General features: G+C 66.9%; 12 protein-coding genes. 9 read left to right on the top strand and 3 right to left on the bottom strand.

Translation table 11 applies throughout. The features are described 5' to 3' along the window. Positions 1-33 precede the first annotated feature (33 nt). From SF06_RS09920 to SF06_RS09905, 4 genes are read left to right on the top strand one after another with little or no spacing between them, the layout of a single operon-like run. Positions 34-894: a CheR family methyltransferase gene (locus tag SF06_RS09920; protein ID WP_039561243.1), complete on the top strand. Its 861-nt coding sequence runs from the start codon at positions 34-36 to the stop codon at positions 892-894. 11 nt (positions 895-905) lie between these two features. After that, on the top strand, positions 906-7,736 hold the full coding sequence (locus SF06_RS09915) for an Hpt domain-containing protein (RefSeq protein WP_039561131.1): 6,831 nt from the start codon (positions 906-908) through the stop codon (positions 7,734-7,736). Next, complete coding sequence (locus tag SF06_RS09910; protein WP_039561130.1) at positions 7,733-8,734, top strand: chemotaxis protein CheB; 1,002 nt, start codon at positions 7,733-7,735, stop codon at positions 8,732-8,734. The genes SF06_RS09915 and SF06_RS09910 overlap by 4 nt, the downstream gene beginning before the upstream one ends. A gap of 12 nt (positions 8,735-8,746) precedes the next feature. Continuing rightward, entirely contained in the window at positions 8,747-9,217 is a 471-nt protein-coding gene (locus tag SF06_RS09905; RefSeq protein WP_039561129.1) for a chemotaxis protein CheW, read from the top strand. 148 nt (positions 9,218-9,365) lie between these two features. On the opposite strand, the gene SF06_RS09900 is transcribed toward SF06_RS09905, so the two are convergent. Together SF06_RS09900 and SF06_RS09895 are read right to left on the bottom strand one after the other, a co-directional pair. Continuing rightward, positions 9,366-10,085 carry a 16S rRNA (uracil(1498)-N(3))-methyltransferase gene (locus tag SF06_RS09900; protein WP_039561127.1) on the bottom strand — a complete coding sequence of 240 codons (720 nt, stop codon included), beginning with the start codon at positions 10,083-10,085 and terminating at the stop codon, positions 9,366-9,368. A gap of 196 nt (positions 10,086-10,281) precedes the next feature. Beyond that, positions 10,282-11,688 carry an adenosylmethionine--8-amino-7-oxononanoate transaminase gene (locus tag SF06_RS09895; protein WP_027589098.1) on the bottom strand — a complete coding sequence of 469 codons (1,407 nt, stop codon included), beginning with the start codon at positions 11,686-11,688 and terminating at the stop codon, positions 10,282-10,284. 158 nt (positions 11,689-11,846) lie between these two features. On the opposite strand from SF06_RS09895, the gene SF06_RS09890 reads away from it, so the two are divergent. Continuing rightward, positions 11,847-12,401 (top strand): cytochrome b, encoded by a 555-nt coding sequence (locus SF06_RS09890; RefSeq protein WP_027589097.1) that lies wholly within the window; start codon positions 11,847-11,849, stop codon positions 12,399-12,401. A gap of 23 nt (positions 12,402-12,424) precedes the next feature. Next, positions 12,425-13,000 (top strand): YceI family protein, encoded by a 576-nt coding sequence (locus SF06_RS09885; RefSeq protein ID WP_027589096.1) that lies wholly within the window; start codon positions 12,425-12,427, stop codon positions 12,998-13,000. A gap of 48 nt (positions 13,001-13,048) precedes the next feature. Here SF06_RS09885 and SF06_RS09880 read toward each other — a convergent pair whose 3' ends face one another. Next, positions 13,049-13,687, bottom strand: coding sequence for a TetR family transcriptional regulator (locus SF06_RS09880; RefSeq protein ID WP_027589095.1), 639 nt, complete (start codon positions 13,685-13,687; stop codon positions 13,049-13,051). 186 nt (positions 13,688-13,873) lie between these two features. Here SF06_RS09880 and SF06_RS09875 point away from each other — a divergent pair, with 186 nt between their 5' ends. Genes SF06_RS09875 through SF06_RS09865 form a run of 3 tightly spaced genes read left to right on the top strand, consistent with a single transcriptional unit; the run spans position 13,874 to position 19,560 of the window. After that, on the top strand, positions 13,874-14,995 hold the full coding sequence (locus SF06_RS09875; protein ID WP_027589094.1) for an efflux RND transporter periplasmic adaptor subunit: 1,122 nt from the start codon (positions 13,874-13,876) through the stop codon (positions 14,993-14,995). Between the two features lie 21 nt (positions 14,996-15,016). Further along, positions 15,017-18,148, top strand: a complete 3,132-nt coding sequence (locus SF06_RS09870) for an efflux RND transporter permease subunit (protein WP_039561125.1) — start codon at positions 15,017-15,019, stop codon at positions 18,146-18,148. Then, the gene (locus SF06_RS09865) at positions 18,145-19,560 is read left to right on the top strand and encodes an efflux transporter outer membrane subunit (protein WP_039561124.1); all 1,416 of its coding nucleotides are present in this window, start codon (positions 18,145-18,147) and stop codon (positions 19,558-19,560) included. Before SF06_RS09870 ends, SF06_RS09865 begins: the two co-directional genes overlap by 4 nt. Positions 19,561-19,606 lie beyond the last annotated feature (46 nt).

The following is a 19,606-nucleotide window of genomic DNA, read 5'->3' as shown; positions in this document are numbered from 1 at the left end:
CGCCGATCATGAGTCATGAGCGAGGGGCACGGCATGCAGCCAAGCGGCGTCTGGGCCTTGAAACCCCTGGCCGACATGACTACTGCGGAATTTCGCGCCTGGAGCGCGCTGATCGAGGAACGCACCGGTCAGGTGCTCGGCGAGCGGCGGCGCGTCTTCCTGCAGACCCGGCTTGGCCAGCGCATGCGCGAGCTGGGTCTGGAGGATTACCAGGCCTATCTGCGTCGGGTTGCCGAGGGGCCGCGAGGCGCCCTGGAATGGGCGACCCTGCTGGACCGACTGACCGTGCAGGAAACCCGCTTCTACCGTCATGCCCCTTCCTTCGCAGTGATGGAGGGGTATCTGAGCCGGCGCCTGCAGGAAGACAACGGACGGCCCTGGATGCTGTGGAGCGTGGGATGCGCCAGTGGCGAGGAAGCCTATTCGCTGGCCATCTCCGCAGCCGAAGTGCAGCGTCGCGCTGCCCGGCGAACGGAGTTCGGTGTGATCGCCACGGATATCAGCCAGGGCGCGTTGAACCAGGCCCGTGACGCGCGTTATGACGCGCGACGGCTGGAAGCGCTGGATACCGAACGCCGCGAGCGCTATCTGCGCAACGAGGCGGATGGCTGGCGCGTGACACCGGAGCTGGCGGCGCGCGTGTGCTGCGCCCGGCTCAATGTGCTGGACCTGGACAAGGCGCCGTGGAGCAGCCTGGACGTGATTTTCTGTCAGAACCTGCTGATCTATTTCCGCCGCTGGCGGCGGCGCGACATCCTCAATGGCCTGGCCGAGCGCCTTGCCCCGGGTGGGCTGCTGGTGCTTGGTGTCGGCGAGATGACCGGCTGGCAGCATCCGGCGCTGCAGCCGGTGGCCGATGAGCGGGTTCTGGCCTTTACCCGGATACGCGAATGACTGGAGTGGCTATGGGGGATCGGCACGACTATGTCGCCCTGGAATGGGTCAAGGGCGAAATCGCCGAGACGCTCAACCAGGCGCGCCAGGCCCTGGAAGCGTTCGTCGAGAACCGCGAGGACAGCACACGCCTGAGCTTCTGCCTGACCTATGTCCACCAGGTCCACGGCACCCTGCAGATGGTGGAGTTCTACGGTGCCGCTCTGCTCGCCGAGGAGATGGAGCGGCTGGCCCAGGCGCTGCTGGAGAACCGTGTCGCCGACCAGAGCGAGGCGCTGCAGATCCTCATGCAGGCCATCCTGCAGCTGCCGGTGTACCTGGATCGCGTGCACAGCACGCGCACCGATCTGCCGCTGCTGCTGTTGCCGCTGCTCAACGAACTGCGCAGTGCGCGCGGCGAGCAGCCCCTGCCGGAAACCAGCCTGTTCGCGCCGGACCTGTCCGCGCCGATTCCGGCCTTGTCGCGTGAGTCCCTGGCGCTGCTGAATACCCCCGAATTCCCCCAGTTGCTGCGCAAGCTGCGCCAGTTGCAGCAGGTGGCGATGGTGGGCCTGCTGCGCGGGCAGGAGTCGGCCAAGAATCTGGCCCAGCTGGAAAAGGTCTACCTGAAGCTCGCTGATTTGGGCCGCGAGTCGCCCCTGGAGCCGCTGTGGGAAATTGCCGCCGGCGTGGTCGAAGGGCTGGTCAGTGGCAGCGTGCCCTCCGGCCCCTCCGTGCATGTGCTGTTGCAGCAGCTGGACAAGGAGCTCAAGCGGCTGGTGAGCGAGGGGGCCGCCGGCTTCAACCATGCCGCGCCGCTGGAGCTGACCAAGAACCTGCTGTTCCACCTGGCCAAGGCGAGCTTTGAAACGCCGCGCATTGCCGAGCTGAAGGCCCGTTTCCGCCTCGACCAGGCGCTTCCGGGAGAAGCGGTGTCGGGTGCCGAGCGCGGCCAACTGGTCGGCCCGGACCGCGGTGCGATCCGCTCGGTGGTGGCGGCCCTGTGCGAAGAGCTGGTGCGTATCAAGGACAGCCTGGACCTGTTCGTGCGCAGCGACCGGCAGAACCTGGCCGAGCTGAGCGGCCTGCAGACACCCCTCAAGCAGATCGCCGACACCCTGGCGGTGCTGGGTTTCGCCCAGCCGCGCAAGGCCATTCTCGACCAGCTGAACACCGTGCAGCTGCTGCTCGACGGCGAAAAGACCGCCGATGATGGCGCGCTGATGGATATCGCCGGCGCGCTGCTGTATGTCGAGGCGACCCTGTCCGGCATCGCCGGCATGGATAACGACAGCCAGAGCGAGCAGAGCCGCCTGCCCACCACTGATGTGACGCAGATCCACCAGTTGGTGATCCGTGAGGCGCGTACCGGTCTCGAACAGGCCAAGGACGCCATCATCGAGTTCATCGCCTCGCAGTGGAACCACGAACATCTGGCCCGGGTCCCGGAGCTGCTCACCCAGGTGCGCGGCGGACTGGGCATGATTCCGCTGCAGCGCGCCGCCGAGTTGCTTGAAGCCTGCCGGCGTTACATCTGCGAGCGTCTGCTGGAGCCCCGTGCAGTGCCGGACTGGCAGCACCTGGATACCTTGGCCGACGCCATCACCGGCGTCGAGTACTACCTGGAACGCCTCAGCGAGGACCATGCCAGCCAGGGCGAAGTCATTCTCGACGTGGCCGAGGAAAGCCTGTGCAGCCTGGGCTATGCGCCCCGCGCGCTGCCGGCCGAGGAGGCTGCTGTTCCGGCCGAGCCGGTGCTGGACTGGCTGGCCGACGACATGCGCGAGCCGCAGATGGAACAGCCGCCTGTTGCCGCGCCGGCCACGCTGGCGGATTTCGTCGACGATCTGTTCGCCCCTGAGCAGGAGGCCGCGCCGCACACGCCCGCGCCGTCTATGTTCGAACTGCTGGAGCTGGATGCCGAGGGCCTGACGCCTCCGGCCGAACCGCTGGCCGCGAAACCCGAGCCTGAACCCGCGCCGGTGCTGACGGTGGCCGATGTGCTGGCCGCGCCGGTGCAGGCCATCAATCCGCCCGCCCAGGATGCTCCGCCCAGCCTCCTGCCGCCGCCTGCCGACGAGGAGCCGGTGGACGAAGAGCTGCTCGAGGTGTTCATCGAGGAAGCTGGCGAGGTACTCGACACCATCAACCAGTTCCTGCCGCAATGGCGCGCCAACAACGACAACCGTGAAGCGCTGAGCGAAGTCCGGCGCGCCTTCCACACCCTCAAGGGCAGCGGTCGCATGGTGCGCGCGCTGATCATCGGCGAACTGGCCTGGGCGGTGGAGAACCTCTTCAATCGCCTGCTGGACCGCAGCATCGAGGCTGGTCCGGCGGTGCACGAGCTGGTCGGCGAGGTGGTGGGACTGCTGCCCGAGCTGGTCGACGAGTTCGCTGCCAAGGCGCAGCGTCAGCGCGATGATGTCGACCGCCTGGCTGCCGCAGCCCATGCGCTGTCCCGCGGCCAGCAGCCTGCGCCGTCCCTCCCTCGCGCAGTGGCGGTGGATGACGCCGCCGATGCCAGCGGCCTGGACCCGCAGTTACTGGATATCTTCCGCAACGAGGCGGAGAGCCACCTGGAGACGCTTGACCAGTTCCTGGCGGAGTGTGCGCAGATCCTGCCGCAGCCGGTCAACGACCGTCTGCAGCGGGCGCTGCATACCCTCAAGGGCAGCGCGCACATGGCCGGCATCCTGCCGATGGCCGAGGTCGCCATGCCGCTGGAGCGGCTGGTCAAGGAATTCCACAACCACCAGATTCCGGTCGATCGCGAACTGGCCGGGCTGCTCGCCCAGGCCCGCGAGCTGTTGCAGCAGGGCCTGGCGCAGCTTGACAGCACGCCGCACGCGCCGCTGCCGGGCACCGAGGCGTTCCAGGTCGCCGTGCAGAGCCTGCAGAAGGAACGCCTGAACCAGGCCGAGGCCAAGCGCACCAGCAGCGAACCCCATGCGTCGGAGCTGCTCGGGCGGCATCTGGGCAACCACATCGACACCCTGCTGGACAGCGAAGAGCTGCTGGCCGGCTGGCGCGACCAGCCGCAGGCACCCAGCCCGCTGGGTGATCTGCGGGCCGCCGTGGAAGCACTCTGGCAGGGCGCCCGGCAGGCCAAGCTGGCGCCGCTGGCCGAGCTTTGCGAGGCGGTGTCGCAAGTGTATGCCGCCGTGGCGGACCAAGGCCTGGCCACCGATGCGCGCTTCTTCGAGGAAGCCCTGGCGGCCCATGAGGCGCTGATCGGGATGCTCGACCAGGTGGCCGCCGCGCTGCAGGTCAGCCCGCGTCCGGATCGCATCGCCGCGTTGGCCGCGGTCTTGACGCCGCCAGCCCTGCTCGATGAGCCGGCGTTCGACATTGATGCGCTGCCCGACAGCCTGCTCGAACTGGAACCGCTCGAACTGGCGTTCGATACGTCGGAGGAGGCGCCTCCCAGTCTGGAGGATGCGCCCGACGCAGCGGAGACGGGGCGCCCAGCCGCGCAGCCGGTCGACGAGCTGGACGAGGAGATGGTCGAGATCTTCCTCGACGAAGCGGGCGACATTCTGGACAGCGCCGCCCAGTCCCTGGAGGACTGGCTGGCCGATACGCAGGACCTGGATGCGCTGGGCGGACTGCAGCGCGATCTGCACACCCTCAAGGGCGGTGCACGCATGACCGGTGTTACCGCGATCGGCGACTTGGCCCATGAACTGGAATTCCTTTACGAAGGCCTGATGCAGCAGCGCTTCACCGCCGAGCCGACCCTGGCCTGGCTGCTGCACAAGTGCCATGACCGTCTGGCCCAACAGATCGAACAACTGCAGGCCCGCGAGCCGGTGACGGTGGCCAGCTCGCTGATCCGCGCCGTGCAGGATTATCGGGAAACCGGTGCCGTCAGCCTGGAGCCGCAGGCGGCGGAGCCGACCACGGCCAGCCCCGAGGGCGACCTGTGGGCGGCCCTGGAGGCGGCCGAAGCACTGGATCTGGAGGGTTTCGGCGAGCTTGAAGAGATCGAGCTGCAGGTGCCTGCGGCGGGCGAGGGCGAAGTTGATGCGCTGGATGTGCAGGCTGACCCCGAGCTGATGGCGCTGTTCCTCGAAGAGAGCTTCGGACTCATCGAGGATGCCCGCGAGGCATTGCAGCGCTGGCGCGCCGATCCGCAGAACGCGCTGGAAATCGAGACCCTGCAACGCGACCTGCACACCATCAAGGGCTGCGCGCGGATGGCCGACGTGCAACCGATCGGTGATCTTGGCTATGAGCTGGAAATGCTCTATCGGCAGTCGGCCGATGGGCGCCTGCGCAGCGGCGAGCCGTTGTTCGATCTGCTGGAACGCAGTCACGCACATATCAGGACGCAGCTGGAGGCCGTGCGCGACGGTCTTCCGGTCCCTGCTGGCGAGGAGCTGATCGCGGCGCTGCAGGAGTACGTGGCCGCCCCCGAGGAGCAGTTGAGCGAGCCGCTCAGCGTTACCCTGCAGCCGGTCGAGGAATCCTCGGTCGTGGCCGCCGCCGAGCCGGTGGTGCAGGCGAAGCCCGGCGATGAGGTGGACGAGGAGATTCTGGAAATCTTCCGCGAAGAGGCCGACGAGCTCATCGAGGCGCTGCAGTCCTGTATCCAGGACTGGGACGCGATGCGCGAGGCGGTTCCCTTCGACGACTTGTTGCGCATCCTGCATACCCTCAAGGGTGGGGCACGACTGGCCGGCCAGGCGCACATCGGTACCCTCAGTCACGAGTTGGAGCAGCGCCTGATCGAGGCGCGGCAGCAGGGCGAGCCATCCGAGGGCCTGTTCGAACTCGTGCAGAACGAGTTCGCCGTCCTGCAAGCGGCAGTGGACGGCTTGCGCGCCATCCTCAGCGAGGAAGATCTGGTCCCCGCCGCCCCGGCGCCTGTCACGCCGCCGGCGCCGCTGGCCGTCCCCGCGCCGCAGGAACCGGTGCTGGCGCCGGTCGAGCCGGTCGCGTCCCCCGCCCGTGTGCTGCCCTTCGTACGCCAGGCCGAGGAGGCCCGCGAGGCGGCCGCCGCGCGCCGCGCGCCGCAGGAGCTGGTCAAGGTGCCGGCGGAACTACTGGATGACCTGGTCAACCTGGCGGGCGAGACCTCCATCTTCCGCGGCCGGGTCGAGCAGCAGGTCAACGATGTCGGCTACACCCTGGGCGAGATGGAAGCCACCATCGAACGGGTGCGCGATCAATTGCGCCGCCTGGACACCGAAACCCAGGCGCAGATCCTCAGTCGCTACCAGGCCGAGGCCGAGCGTGCCGGCTACGAGGACTTCGACCCACTGGAGATGGACCGCCATTCCCAGCTGCAGCAGTTGTCGCGGGCGCTGTTCGAGTCGGCCTCCGACCTGCTGGACCTCAAGGAAACCCTGGCAGCCAAGAACCGTGACGCGGAAACCCTGCTGCTGCAGCAGTCGCGGGTCAACACCGAACTGCAGGAAGGCCTGATGCGAACCCGCATGGTGCCCTTCGATCGCCTGGTGCCGCGTCTGCGGCGCATCGTGCGCCAGGTGTCGGCGGAACTGGGCAAGCAGGTCGAGATGGTGGTCGGCAACGCCGAGGGGGAAATGGACCGCAGCGTGCTGGAGCGCATCATCGCGCCCATGGAGCACATGCTGCGCAATGCCGTGGACCACGGCATCGAGCCGGTCGAGGTGCGGCGTGCCGCCGGCAAGCCGGACCAGGGCACCATCAGCCTCAACCTCGCCCGCGAGGGTGGCGAGATCGTGCTGACCCTGGCGGACGACGGCGGCGGCATTCGCCTGGACGCGGTACGCCGCAAGGCCATCGAACGCGGGCTGATGGCCGCGGACAGTGACATTACCGACCACGAGGTGCTGCAGTTCATCCTGGCGGCCGGTTTCTCCACCGCCGAGAAGATCACCCAGATCTCCGGTCGCGGCGTGGGCCTGGACGTGGTCAGCTCGGAAATCAAGCAGCTCGGCGGCTCGGTGAGCATCGAGTCGGGCGAAGGGCAGGGCACGCGCTTCATCATTCGCCTGCCGTTCACCGTGTCGGTCAACCGGGCGCTGATGGTGCATTCCGGCGAAGATCTCTATGCCGTGCCGCTGAGCAATATCGAAGGCATCGTGCGCGTTTCGCCCTACGAGCTGGAGGCCTATTACGGCCCGGACGCGCCGCGCTTCGAGTACGCCGGGCAGCGCTACGAGCTGCGTTACCTGGGCGAACTGCTGAACAATGGCCAGCAGCCCAAGCTGATGGGGCAGACCCTGCCGCTGCCGGTGATCCTGGTGCGCTCGGCGGACCACAGCATCGCCGTGCAGGTGGACAGCCTGGCCGGCTCGCGAGAAATCGTGGTGAAGAGCCTCGGCCCGCAGTTCGCCCGGGTGGCTGGTATCTCCGGTGCCACCATCCTCGGCGATGGCCGCGTGGTGGTGATCCTCGACTTCATGACCCTGCTGCGCAAGCGCCAGCTGCAGGCGCTGCCGCGCCGCTTCGCCCAGCCGCAACTGAGCGTCGAGCCCGCCGCGCCGGAGGCCGAGGCCGAGGCGCGCGCGCTGACCGTGATGGTGGTGGACGACTCGGTCACCGTGCGCAAGGTCACCACGCGCCTGCTCGAACGCCAGGGCATGAATGTGGTCACCGCCAAGGACGGCGTCGACGCCATCACCCAGCTGCAGGAATTCAAACCGGACATCATGCTGCTGGACATCGAGATGCCGCGCATGGACGGCTTCGAAGTGGCCACCCTGGTGCGTCACGACCCGCAACTGGCGGACCTGCCGATCATCATGATCACCTCGCGCACCGGTGAGAAACACCGGGAGCGGGCCATGGCCATCGGCGTCAACGACTACCTGGGCAAGCCCTACCAAGAGGCCCAGCTGCTCGACCGTATCCACGCTCTGGTACAGCACCCATGACCGCCCGAATCGCGATTCTCGCCGACACTTCCCTGCAGCGTCACATTCTCCAGCGTGCGCTGGCCGGCAGTGGCTATCAGGTGGTGTTCAACCAGGACCCCGCCGGCATGGCGCCGGACGAGCTGCAGGACTGTGCCGCCGATCTCTGGCTGGTCGACCTGGCGCAGGGCGAAGACCTGCCCGTGCTCGATGACCTGCTGGAAGGGGACGTCCCGGTGCTGTTCGGCGAGGGCAAGGCGCCGGAGCGCAGCTCCGAACACTACCCACGCTGGGAGCGCAGCCTGTTCGGCAAGCTCAAGCGCCTGGTAGGCGATCCGGCCGCCGCGGTGGGACCGAGCCTGCAAGGCCTGCTGAGCGAAAACGAGACCGTCGAGCCGCTGACCCTGCCGGCGAGCCTGGCTCAGGCGCCGGACGAGCCGGCCCGCGAAGTCTGGCTGCTGGCCGCTTCGCTGGGTGGGCCGGTGGCGGTCAAGGCGTTTCTCGACGCGCTGCCGGCCGGCCTGCCGGTGGCCTTCCTGTATGCCCAGCACATCAATGCCGGTTTCGAGGCCAGTCTGCCGCAGGCGGTGGGCCGTCATAGCCAATGGACGGTGCGCCAGCTGCAACCCGGCAGGCCCCTGTGCAACGGCGAGGTGCAGGTGGTGCCGATTGCCAATGAACTGGGCTTCGCCGCCGACGGCAGTCTGACGCTGCTCCAACGCGGCTGGCCGGAGCCTTACAGCCCGTCCATCGACCAGATGATGCTCAGCCTCGCCGGTCAGTTCGGCGCGCGCTGCGGCGTGATCGCCTTCAGTGGCATGGGCAGCGACGGCAGCGCCTCGGCGGCCTATGTGCGTCGCCAGGGCGCGCCGATCTGGACGCAGAGCGGCGACAGCTGCGTCTGTTCCAGCATGCCCGACAGCCTCCGCGAAGGGGGCTACAGCGACTTCAGCGGCAGCCCGCGCGAGCTGGCGGCGGCGCTGGTGAAGCACCTGGTCGAGCGTCCCCGGGACGCCTAAAGGAATTCGCACATGAGCCAAACCCCCGCCCTTCGGAACACCGCCAGCAGCCTGACCGCGCTGTTGATGCCGCTGCGTGATCGCACGCTGCTGCTGCCCAACGTGGCCATGGCCGAGCTGGTGCCCTATCAGACACCGGAACGACGCGACGGCATGCCGGACTGGCTGTTGGGCTACATCGGTTGGCGCAACCTGACGCTGCCGCTGCTGTCGTTCGAGGTGGCCAGCGGGTCGCGCACCGAGGTTGGCCGCAACGCGCGCATCGCCGTGCTGAACGCCATCGGCGACCGCCCCGGCACGCCGTTCCTGGCCCTGCTGCTGCAGGGTATCCCGCGCTCGCTCAAGGTCGACGCCGACCTGCCGGCAGCAGTCGGCACGCTGGCGCCGCTGGAGCTGGCGGCGGTACGCATCGGCGACGAGCTGGTGAAGATCCCCGACCTGGAAGGCCTGGAACAGAAGCTGGCGGACGCCGGGTTGATCTGAGCCGGTCGGCCACGCCAGCGCGGTCCTCCTGTGGGAGCGAATTCATTCGCGATCTTCTGGTATCGCCCTCCCGAAAAGCTCGCGGGCGAGTCAGCTCCCACAAACAATCGGCTCCGCAGGTTCTCTATTGGATCGTTGGTCCGATCCGTTAGAAATCCCCCCACAGCTGCTGCGCCACGCTGAGCGCCACCACCGGCGCGGTTTCCGTGCGCAGCACGCGCGGCCCCAGGCGGGCGGCGTGGAAGCCGTGATGTTTTGCCTGTTCCACTTCGGCGTCCGACAGCCCACCCTCGGGGCCGATGAGGAAGGCCAGGCTGGATGGCCGTGCATGGCTGGCCAGCGGCTCGGCTACCGGGTGCAGTACCAGCTTCAGCTCAGCCTGCACCTGGCGCTGCCAGTCGTCCAAACTGACCGGCGCATGAATCACCGGCAGCACGGAACGGCCGCACTGCTCGCAGGCGCTGATGGCGATCTGGCGCCAGTGGGCCAGGCGCTTGTCGGCGCGTTCATCCTTCAGGCGCACCTCGCAGCGCTCGCTGACCAGCGGGGTGATCTCCGCCACGCCAAGCTCGGTGGCCTTCTGGATGGCCCAGTCCATGCGCTCTCCCCGGGAAAGGCCCTGGCCCAGGTGGATGCGCAGAGCGGGCTCGGCCAGTCCGTCGAAGGCCTCGTGCAGCTCCACACTGACGCTCTTCTTGCCCACCTCGACCAGCTCGCCGAGGTACTCCCGGCCACTGCCGTCGAACAGCTGCACCGCGGCGCCCGGCGCCAGGCGCAGCACGCGGCCGATGTAGTGGGCCTGGGCCTCGGGCAGCTCATGGCGGCCGAGGGAGAGCGGGGCATCAATGAAGAAGCGGGAAAGGCGCATGGGAAGGTGCGGGGGTAGCCAATGGGAGGTGGCAAGCTTAAAGCACCCGGGCAGCCATCGGGGACAACTCTGTATTTGGTTGCCGTTGCGGTGTGCCCGGCCAAACGCTCGCGAATGAATTCGCTCCCGCAGGTCCGGGCCGCGCATCGCTTTTCGTGGGAGCGGACTTGTCCGCGAGCTTTTGCGCCGCCCCCCGCTACCCCGGATCGCGAAACTCCGCCGGCGCGCCGGCCGGCACGGCCACGCTGACGGCGGTGCGGGTGGCCAGGTCGATGCCTTCGCCGGCCACCTCGGCCAGGAAATCGATCTGCTCGGGCGTGATCACATAGGGCGGCAGCAGGTACACCACGTTGCCCAGGGGGCGCAGCAGCGCGCCGCGTTGCAGGGCGTGGCGGTAAACCGCCAGGCCGCGTCGCTCCTGCCACGGATAGGGGGTCTTCGAGGCTTTGTCCGCGACCAGCTCGATGGCCAGAGCCATACCGGTCTGGCGCACTTCACCCACCTGCGGATGCTCGGCCAGGTGCGCGCAGGCGCGGCCCATGTGCGCGGCCAGCGCGCGGTTGGCCTCGATCACGTTGTCCTGCTCGAAGATGTCCAGCGTGGCCAGCGCGGCGGCGCAGGCCAGCGGGTTGCCGGTGTAGGTGTGCGAATGCAGGAAGGCGCGCAGGGTCGGGTAGTCGTCGTAGAAGGCCTGGTACACCGTATCGGTGGTCAGCACGGCGGCCATCGGCAGGTAGCCGCCGGTGAGCGCCTTGGACAGCACCAGGAAATCCGGCGTGATGCCGGCCTGCTCGCAAGCGAACAGTGTGCCGGTGCGGCCGAAGCCGACGGCGATCTCGTCGGCGATCAGGTGCACGCCATGGCGGTCACAGGCCTCGCGCAGCAGGGTCAGATAGATCGGGTGATACATGCGCATGCCGCCCGCGCCCTGGATCAGCGGCTCGACGATCACGGCGGCGATCTCGTGGTGATGCTCGGCGAGGGTGCGTTCCATGTGACTGAACATCTGCCGCGAGTGGGTTTCCCAGTCCACCCCGGGGGCACGATGCCAGCAGTCCGGGCTGGGCACCTTGAGGGTGTCGAGCAGCAGCGGCCGGTAGGTTTCGGTGAACAGCGCCACGTCACCCACCGACATGGCCGCCACGGTTTCGCCGTGGTAGCTGTTGGTCAGGGTGACGAAGCGCTGCTTGCCCGGCTGCCCGGCGTTGCGCCAGTAGTGGAAGCTCATCTTCAGCGCCACCTCGATGCCCGAGGAGCCGTTGTCGGCGTAGAACACCCGCGCCAGGCCGGGAGGCGCCAGGCGCACCAGACGCTCGGACAGCTCGATCACCGGCTGATGGCTGAAGCCGGCGAGCATCACGTGTTCCAACGTGTCGACCTGCGCCTTGATGCGCTCGCCGATGCGCGGGTTGGCGTGGCCGAACACATTGACCCACCAGGAGCTGACTGCGTCCAGGTAACGCTTGCCGTCGAAATCTTCCAGCCAGACGCCCTCGCCCCGACGGATCGGGATCAGCGGCAACTGTTCGTGGTCCTTCATCTGCGTGCAGGGATGCCAGAGGGTCGCCAGGTCGCGTTGCATCCAGTGGTCGTTCAGGCTCATCGGTTCGGTTCCCCCTGCGAAAAAACCTGGCGAGCCTAGCACGAAGTCTGGGGCGGTGTTCTTATCGGCTGGTTCGATGGGTTGAAGCGAAAAAATTCGCTTTTCCCCGATAGGTTTGTCGGTAGTCTTACGTTCATTCAGAAACAAGGAGGATCGCCATGCAGTGGCGAAATTCATCCCGCAATTACGGCCTGACCAGCATCCTGCTGCACTGGGGCGTGGCCCTGACGGTGGTGGGGCTGTTCGCGCTCGGCCTGTGGATGCGCGGGCTGAACTATTACAGCCAGTGGTACCGCACGGCGCCGGACATCCACAAGAGTGTCGGCCTGATCCTGTTGGCGGTGATGGTGCTGCGACTGGTCTGGCGCTGGCTCAGCCCGCCGCCGGCGGCCCTGCCTACCCACACTCCGCTGGTGCGCCTGGCCAGCACGGCCGGCCACCTGACCCTGTATGCCGGCCTGTTCGTGGTGATGCTCTCGGGCTACCTGATTTCCACGGCCGATGGCCGGCCGATCAGCGTGTTTGGCTGGTTCGAGGTGCCGGCGTTGGTCACCGGTATCCCGCGCCAGGAAGACCTGGCGGGCGACGTGCACTTCTACGCTGCCTGGGCGCTGGTGATTCTCGCCGCGTTGCACGCCCTGGCCGCGTTCAAGCACCACTTCATCGATCGTGACGACACCCTGCGGCGCATGTTTGGCCGCGCCAAGTACTGATATTTCATCAAGGAGCATTTCCCATGCTGAAGAAGACCTTCACCGCACTGACCCTGGGCGCCGCCCTGTTCGCCGGCCAGGCCATGGCTGCCGACTACGCGATCGACAAGCAGGGCCAGCACGCTTTCGTCAATTTCAAGATCAGCCACCTTGGCTACAGCTGGATCTATGGCACCTTCAAGGACTTCGACGGTAGCTTCAGCTTCGACGCAGCCCGTCCGGAAGCCAGCAAGGTGAACGTGACCCTGAAGACCGCCAGCGTGGACACCAACCATGCCGAGCGTGACAAGCATCTGCGCAGCGGCGACTTCCTGAACGTCGACAAGCACCCGACCGCGACCTTTACCTCCACCCGCGTGGAATCCACCGGCGAGGGCACCGCCAACATCACCGGCGACCTGACCCTGAACGGCGTGACCAAGCCGGTGGTGATCGCCGCCAAGTTCCTTGGCGAAGGCAAGGACCCGTGGGGCGGTTACCGTGCCGGCTTCGAGGGCACCGCCAACATCAAGATGAAAGACTTCGGCATCAAGATGGACCTCGGCCCGCAGAGCGAGAACGTCGAGCTGATCCTCACCGTGGAAGGCGTGCGCAAGTAAGCGCTGCCCGATGCAAAGAACGCCGGCCTTGCGCCGGCGTTTTGCATTTCAGGGTGTCAGCCGCAGCGCCGGGCTCAGGCGCAGCATGTCCAGGCAACTGCTGGCCAGGCGCTCGGCTTCCTGGTGCAGGTCGTAGCCGTCGGGCAACAGCAGCCATTCGCGAATCAGGCCCGAAACGCAGGCATGCAGCGTACGCGCCGCGGTCGGCAGGTCGAGGGTGGTGGGTAGCTGACCCTTGTCGACGGCATTGGCCAACGCCTGGGCAATGATGCCGTGGCATTCCCGCACAGCGGCGGGCAGGAACTGCCCCAGGCTGCAGTCTGCATCGGTGTACTCGCAGCGAAACAGCAGGATCTCGTTGAGGCGCCGGAACTGGGTGTCCCGGGCCGAGAGCTGAAACAGGCGAGTCAGCAACAGGTGAATGTGGCCCAGGGGATCCTGGGTGTCGGGGTCGCGGGTGGTGGCCTCCAGGTCGGCGAGCAGCAGGCTGCGATTTTCCAGCAGTGCCTGGAAGACCTGATCCTTGTTCTCGAAGTGCCAATACACGGCGCCGCGGCTGATGTTCGCCGCCTGCGCGATATCCGCCATCGAGGTACGCGAAAGCCCCCGCTCGTAGAGGCAGATTTCCGCGGCATCCAGGATCTGCTGACGGGTGGCTAGGGCTTCTTCTCGGGTGCGTCGGGCCATGGTCGCAAGTGCTCTGCCTTCCGCGTGCGCAGAGGCGTGCGGGGCAATATTTGGAAAGGACTAGTCTTATTTACAAACAATCATGGATGTAAGTATATTGCGCCGTCAATTTCAACGTGCCGCAGAGAGCGGGAGACCCTCCGTTCTCTTCCCGCGTCTTCGCTTTCCACCCTCACGAGGTTGTCCATGTCGATCAAGCCCGCCCATGTGGCTCTGATTCCCGTATTCGCCATTGCGTCAATGCTGGCTGCCTGCAAGGAACAGGCGCCCGCCCAGGGAGCCGGTGCCGCTCCGGCTCCGCTGGTCGGCATTGTTACTCTGGAAGCCAAGCCCTACGCGCTGACCACCGAGTTGCCGGGCCGTACCGCCGCCTATCGCAGCGCCGAGGTGCGTCCGCAGGTCAACGGCATCATCCAGAAGCGTCTGTTCGAGGAAGGCAGCGAGGTCAAGGCCGGCCAGCAGCTGTACCAGATCGACGCCGCCGTGTACGAAGCCACCCTGAAGAGCGCCGAAGCCACCCTGGCTTCCACCCGCTCGCTGGCCGAGCGCTATGCCGCGCTGGTCAAGGACAAGGCGGTCAGCCAGCAGGCCCATGACGAGGCGCGTGCCGCCTACCTGCAGGCCCAGGCCAACCTCGAGCAGGCGCGCATCAATGTGCGTTACACCAAGGTGCTGGCGCCGATCGATGGCCGCATCGGTCGCTCCTCGGTGAGCGAGGGCGCGCTGGTCAGCAACGGTCAGGCCCAGCCGCTGGCCACTATCCAGCAGCTCGACCCCATCTACGTCGATGTGACCCAGCCCAGCTCGGAACTGCTGCGCCTGCGCAAGGATCTGGCCGCTGGCCGCCTGCAGAAGGCCGGCGAGAACGCTGCCCAGGTCAGCCTCAAGCTGGAAGACGGCAGCACCTACGCCCACACCGGCAAGCTGGAGTTCTCCGAAGTCAGCGTGGACGCCAGCACTGGCTCGGTGACCCTGCGCGCGCTGTTCCCCAACCCGGATAAGCTGCTGCTGCCGGGCATGTTCGTGAAGGCTGAACTGGTCAGCGGCGTGCTGGAAAACGCCATCCTGGCCCCCCAGCAGGGCATCGCCCGCGACCCGCGCGGTCGCCCGATGGCCATGGTGGTGAACATGGAAGGCAAGGTCGAGGCGCGCATCGTCGAGGCCGAGCGTGCCGTAGGCAACCGCTGGCTGGTCAGCGCCGGTCTCAAGCCGGGCGACCGGCTGATCACTGAAGGCCTGCAGTACATCCAGCCCGGTATCTCAGTGCAGACCAAGCAGGCCGGTAACCTCACTGCCAACCAACAGTAAGTCGGCCCAGGGATATTCGTCATGCCTAATTTCTTCATTGACCGCCCAATCTTCGCCTGGGTGATCGCCCTGGTGGTCATGCTCGCCGGCGGTCTAGGGCTGCTGCAGTTGCCGGTCAGTCAGTACCCGAGCATCGCCGCGCCCTCGGTGAACATCAGTCTCGTCTACCCGGGCGCCTCGGCGCAGACCGTGCAGGACACCGTCATTCAGGTCATCGAACAGCAGATGAGCGGCCTGGATGGCATGCGCTACATGTCCGCCGAAGCCAACAACGACGGCACCGGCTCGATCAAGATTACCTTCGAGCAGGGCACCGACCCGAACATCGCCCAGGTTCAGGTGCAGAACAAGCTGCAGCTGGCCACCCCGCTGCTGCCGATGGAAGTGCAGCAGCAGGGTATCCGCGTCACCAAGGCGGCTGGTGGCTTCCTGATGGTGGTGGCGCTGGTGTCCAGCGATGGCCGCTACAGCAACATCGACCTGTCCGACTACGTGATTTCCAACATCCAGGATCCGCTGTCGCGGACCCCGGGCGTGGGTGATTTCACCGTGTTCGGCTCTTCCTACTCCATGCGTATCTGGCTCGATCCGGCCAAGCTGGTGAGCTTCGCGCTGACGCCCATGGACGTCAGCAACGCCATCAAGGCGCAGAACGTGCAGGTCTCCACCGGCCAGCTCGGTGGTCTGCCGGCGGTGCCCGGCCAGCAACTGACCGCCACCATCATCGGCAAGACCCGCCTGCAGAGCCCGGAAGAGTTTCGCAACATCCTGCTCAAGGTGAACCAGGATGGCTCCCAGGTGCGGCTGAGCGATGTGGCGCGCGTCGAAATGGGCGCCATGCGTGAGAATATCTCCGCCAAGTACAACGGCAAGCCGGCCACGGGTATCGCCATTACCCTGGCCACCGGCGCCAACGCCCTGGCCACCGCCGAAGCGGTGCGCGACACCATCTCGCGCCTGGAGCCGTTCCTGCCTGAAGGCATGGAAGTCGTGTATCCGTTCGACACCACCCCGGTGATCTCGGCGTCCATCTCCAGCGTGGTGATGACCCTGTTCGAGGCCGTCGTGCTGGTGTTCCTGGTGATGTACCTGTTCCTGCAGAACTTCCGCGCCACGCTGATCCCCACGTTGGCGGTACCGGTGGTCCTGCTGGGTACCTTCGGCGTGCTGTATCTGTTCGGCTACAGCGTCAACACCCTGACCATGTTCGCCATGGTGCTGGCCATCGGCCTGCTGGTGGACGACGCCATCGTGGTAGTGGAAAACGTCGAGCGGGTGATGGTCGAGGACGGCCTGCCGCCCCGCGAGGCGACACGCAAGTCCATGGGGCAAATCCAGGGCGCGCTGGTGGGTATCGGCATCGTGCTGTCCGCCGTGTTCGTGCCGATGGCTTTCATGGCCGGTTCCGTGGGCGTGATCTACCGCCAGTTCGCCATCACCATCGCCTCGGCCATGACGCTGTCGGTGCTGGTGGCGCTGATCTTCACCCCGGCACTCTGCGCGACCCTGCTCAAGCCAATCGCCAAGGGCCATCATGAGGCGAAGCGCGGCTTCTTCGGCTGGTTCAACCGCACCTTCGAAAACGGCGTGCACACCTACGAGGGTGGCGTGCGGCGCGTGCTGCGCAACCGCTGGTCGTTCCTGGGTATCTGGGTCGCCATCGTGGTGGCCGTGGGCGTGCTGTTCTTCCGCGTGCCGGCCGCGTTCCTGCCGCCGGAAGACCAGGGCGTGATGTTCGTCCAGGTGGTCGCGCCGGTAGGTGCGTCCTTCGAGCGCACCGAGAAGATGGTCGACCAGATGCGCGACTACCTGCTCACCGAAGAAGCCGATGCGGTGGAAGGCGTGATGAGCGTGCAAGGCTTCAGCTTCGCCGGACGGGGCCAGAACGCCGCCATTATGTTCGTCGGCCTGAAGGACTGGGCCAAGCGTCCCGAAGCCAAGGACGCGGTGTTCGCGCTGCAGCAGCGCGCCCAGGCTCGCTTCTTCCAATACCGCGACGCCATGGCCTTCGCCATCGTCCCGCCGTCGGTGATCGAACTGGGCAACGCCTCGGGCTTCGACGTCTATCTGCAGGACATGGCGGGTCTCGGCCACGAGGCGCTGATGAACGCCCGTAACCAGTTGCTCGGCATGGCCGCGCAGCACCCGGCCCTGGTCGGTGTGCGGCCCAACGGCCTTAACGACGAACCGCAGTACCAGATCCTCATCGACGACGAGAAGGCGCAGGTGCTTGGCCTGTCGATGAATGACATCAACAACACCCTGTCCATCGCCTGGGGTTCGGCCTATGTGAACGACTTCATCGACCGCGGTCGGGTGAAGAAGGTGTTCATGCAGGGTGAGGCGCATGCGCGCATGAACCCCGAGGACCTGGACAAGTGGTACATCCGCAACAACAAGGGCGAGATGGTGCCGTTCAGCGCCTTCGCCACCGGTACCTGGACCTACGGCTCGCCGAAGCTGTCGCGCTACAACGGTGTGGAATCCATCCAGATCCAGGGCGGCGCCGCGCCGGGCTACAGCACCGGTGACGCCATGGCGGCCATCGAGGAGATCGCCGCCCAGTTGCCCAACGGCATCGGCATCAGCTGGACCGGCCTGTCGTTCGAAGAGCGCATGTCCGGCAGCCAGCTGCCCATCCTGCTCGGCCTGGCGCTGCTGGTGGTGTTCCTGGCCCTGGCCGCCCTGTACGAGAGCTGGTCGATCCCGTTCGCGGTCATGCTGGTGGTGCCGCTGGGCCTGATCGGTGCCGTGCTGTTCACCCTGGGACGCGGCCTGACCAACGACGTGTTCTTCCAGGTGGGCTTGCTGACCACCATCGGCCTGACCGCCAAGAACGCCATTCTGATCGTCGAGTTCGCCAAGGACCTCTACGATCAGGGCATGGACCTGGTCGACGCGGCGGTGGAAGCCTGCCGCATGCGTCTGCGTCCGATCGTCATGACCTCGCTGGCCTTCACCATGGGCGTGGTGCCGCTGGCCCTGGCCACGGGTGCGGGTGCCGGCAGCGCGCATTCCATCGGGACCGGCGTGGTCGGCGGGATGCTCACCGCCACCGTGCTGGTGATTTTCTGGGTGCCCCTGTTCTTTGTCGGGGTGACCGCGCTGTTCAAGACCCCGCGCAAGACTGAGCGCAACGGAGAGGCACGATGAAGAAGTCCGCATTGACACTGGCGCTGGCGGCAGCGCTTGCAGGCTGCTCCCTGGCTCCCGACTACCAGCGCCCCGAATCGGGGTTGCCGGAGCGCTGGACCCCGGCCGCGCTGCAGGCCGACGCCGGCCAGGTAGCCAACGTGCCGGCCGCCGAGCTGGGCTGGCAGGGGTTCTTCCGCGATGCCCGTCTGCAGCAGCTGATCGGCATTGCCCTGGAGAACAACCGCGACTTGCGCATCGCCACCCTCAACGTCGAGGCGTTCCGCGCCCAGTACCGTGTCCAGCGCGCCGACCTGTTCCCGGGTGTCAGCGCCGATGCCGCCATGAGCCGCAGCCATACGCCCGAAACGGTTAATCCGCTGGCCGCCGGCACCAGCACCCAGTACAGCGCCACCCTGGGGCTGTCCTGGGAGCTGGACCTGTTCGGCCGGGTGCGCAGCCTGCGTGACCAGGCGCTGGAGCAGTACTTCGCCAGCGAGGCGGCGCAGCGTAGCGCGAAGATCAGCCTGGTGGCCTCGGTGGCCAACGCCTGGCTCGCGCTGCAGGCCGACCAGGCCCTGCTGCAGGTGGCCCGCGACACGCTGAAGACCTACGAGGAAAGCCTGGCGCTGACCCAGCGCAGCTTCGACGTGGGCGTCGCCTCGGCATTGGACCTGAGCCAGGCCAAAACCGCCGTAGAAAGCACCCGTGGTGCCGTATCGGTGTACAGCCGCCTGGTGGCCCAGGACCGCAACGCCCTGACCCAACTGCTCGGTGGCCCAGTGCCCGAAGAGCTGCTGGAGGCGACTGCCCTGGAGAGCGACCTGCTGGCCGAAGTGCCGGCCGGCCTGCCCTCGGACCTGTTGCGGAATCGCCCGGACATCCTGCAGGCCGAACACCAGCTGCGCGCCGCCAATGCCAACATCGGTGCGGCGCGGGCGGCGTTCTTCCCGCGCATCGGGCTGACCGGTGCGGCCGGCTTCGCCAGCGGCGAGCTGTCCGACCTGTTCAGCTCGGATGCGGACTACTGGAGCTTCACACCGAGCATCAGCGTGCCGATCTTCAACGCCGGCCGCCTGCGCGCCAACCGCGACTATGCCGAAGTGGCGAAGAACATCCAGGTGGCGCAGTACGAGAAGGCCATCCAGGTAGGCTTCCGCGAAGTGGCCGACGGCTTGGCCGCGCGTGCCACATTCAGCGATCAGGTAAACGCGCAGCGCAACCTGCTGGCAGCCAGTGAGGAGTACTACCAGCTCGCCGATCGTCGCTACCGGGGCGGGGTGGACAGCTACCTCAACCTGCTGGTCGCCCAGCGCCAGCTGTTCGCGGCGCGCCAGCAATTGATCGGCGACCGCCTGGCGCAGCTGGTCAGCGAGGTGGACCTGTACAAGGCCCTCGGCGGCGGCTGGCTGGCCGACGAACCACAGGGCTGATTGCTTCGGTGCAATGCAAAACGCCGCCCCTCGGGACGGCGTTTTT

Origin of the sequence: Pseudomonas flexibilis (genome assembly GCF_000802425.1) — a bacterium.
GTDB classification, from domain to species: domain Bacteria; phylum Pseudomonadota; class Gammaproteobacteria; order Pseudomonadales; family Pseudomonadaceae; genus Serpens; species Serpens flexibilis.
This window is presented reverse-complemented; position numbering and strand designations above follow the sequence as displayed.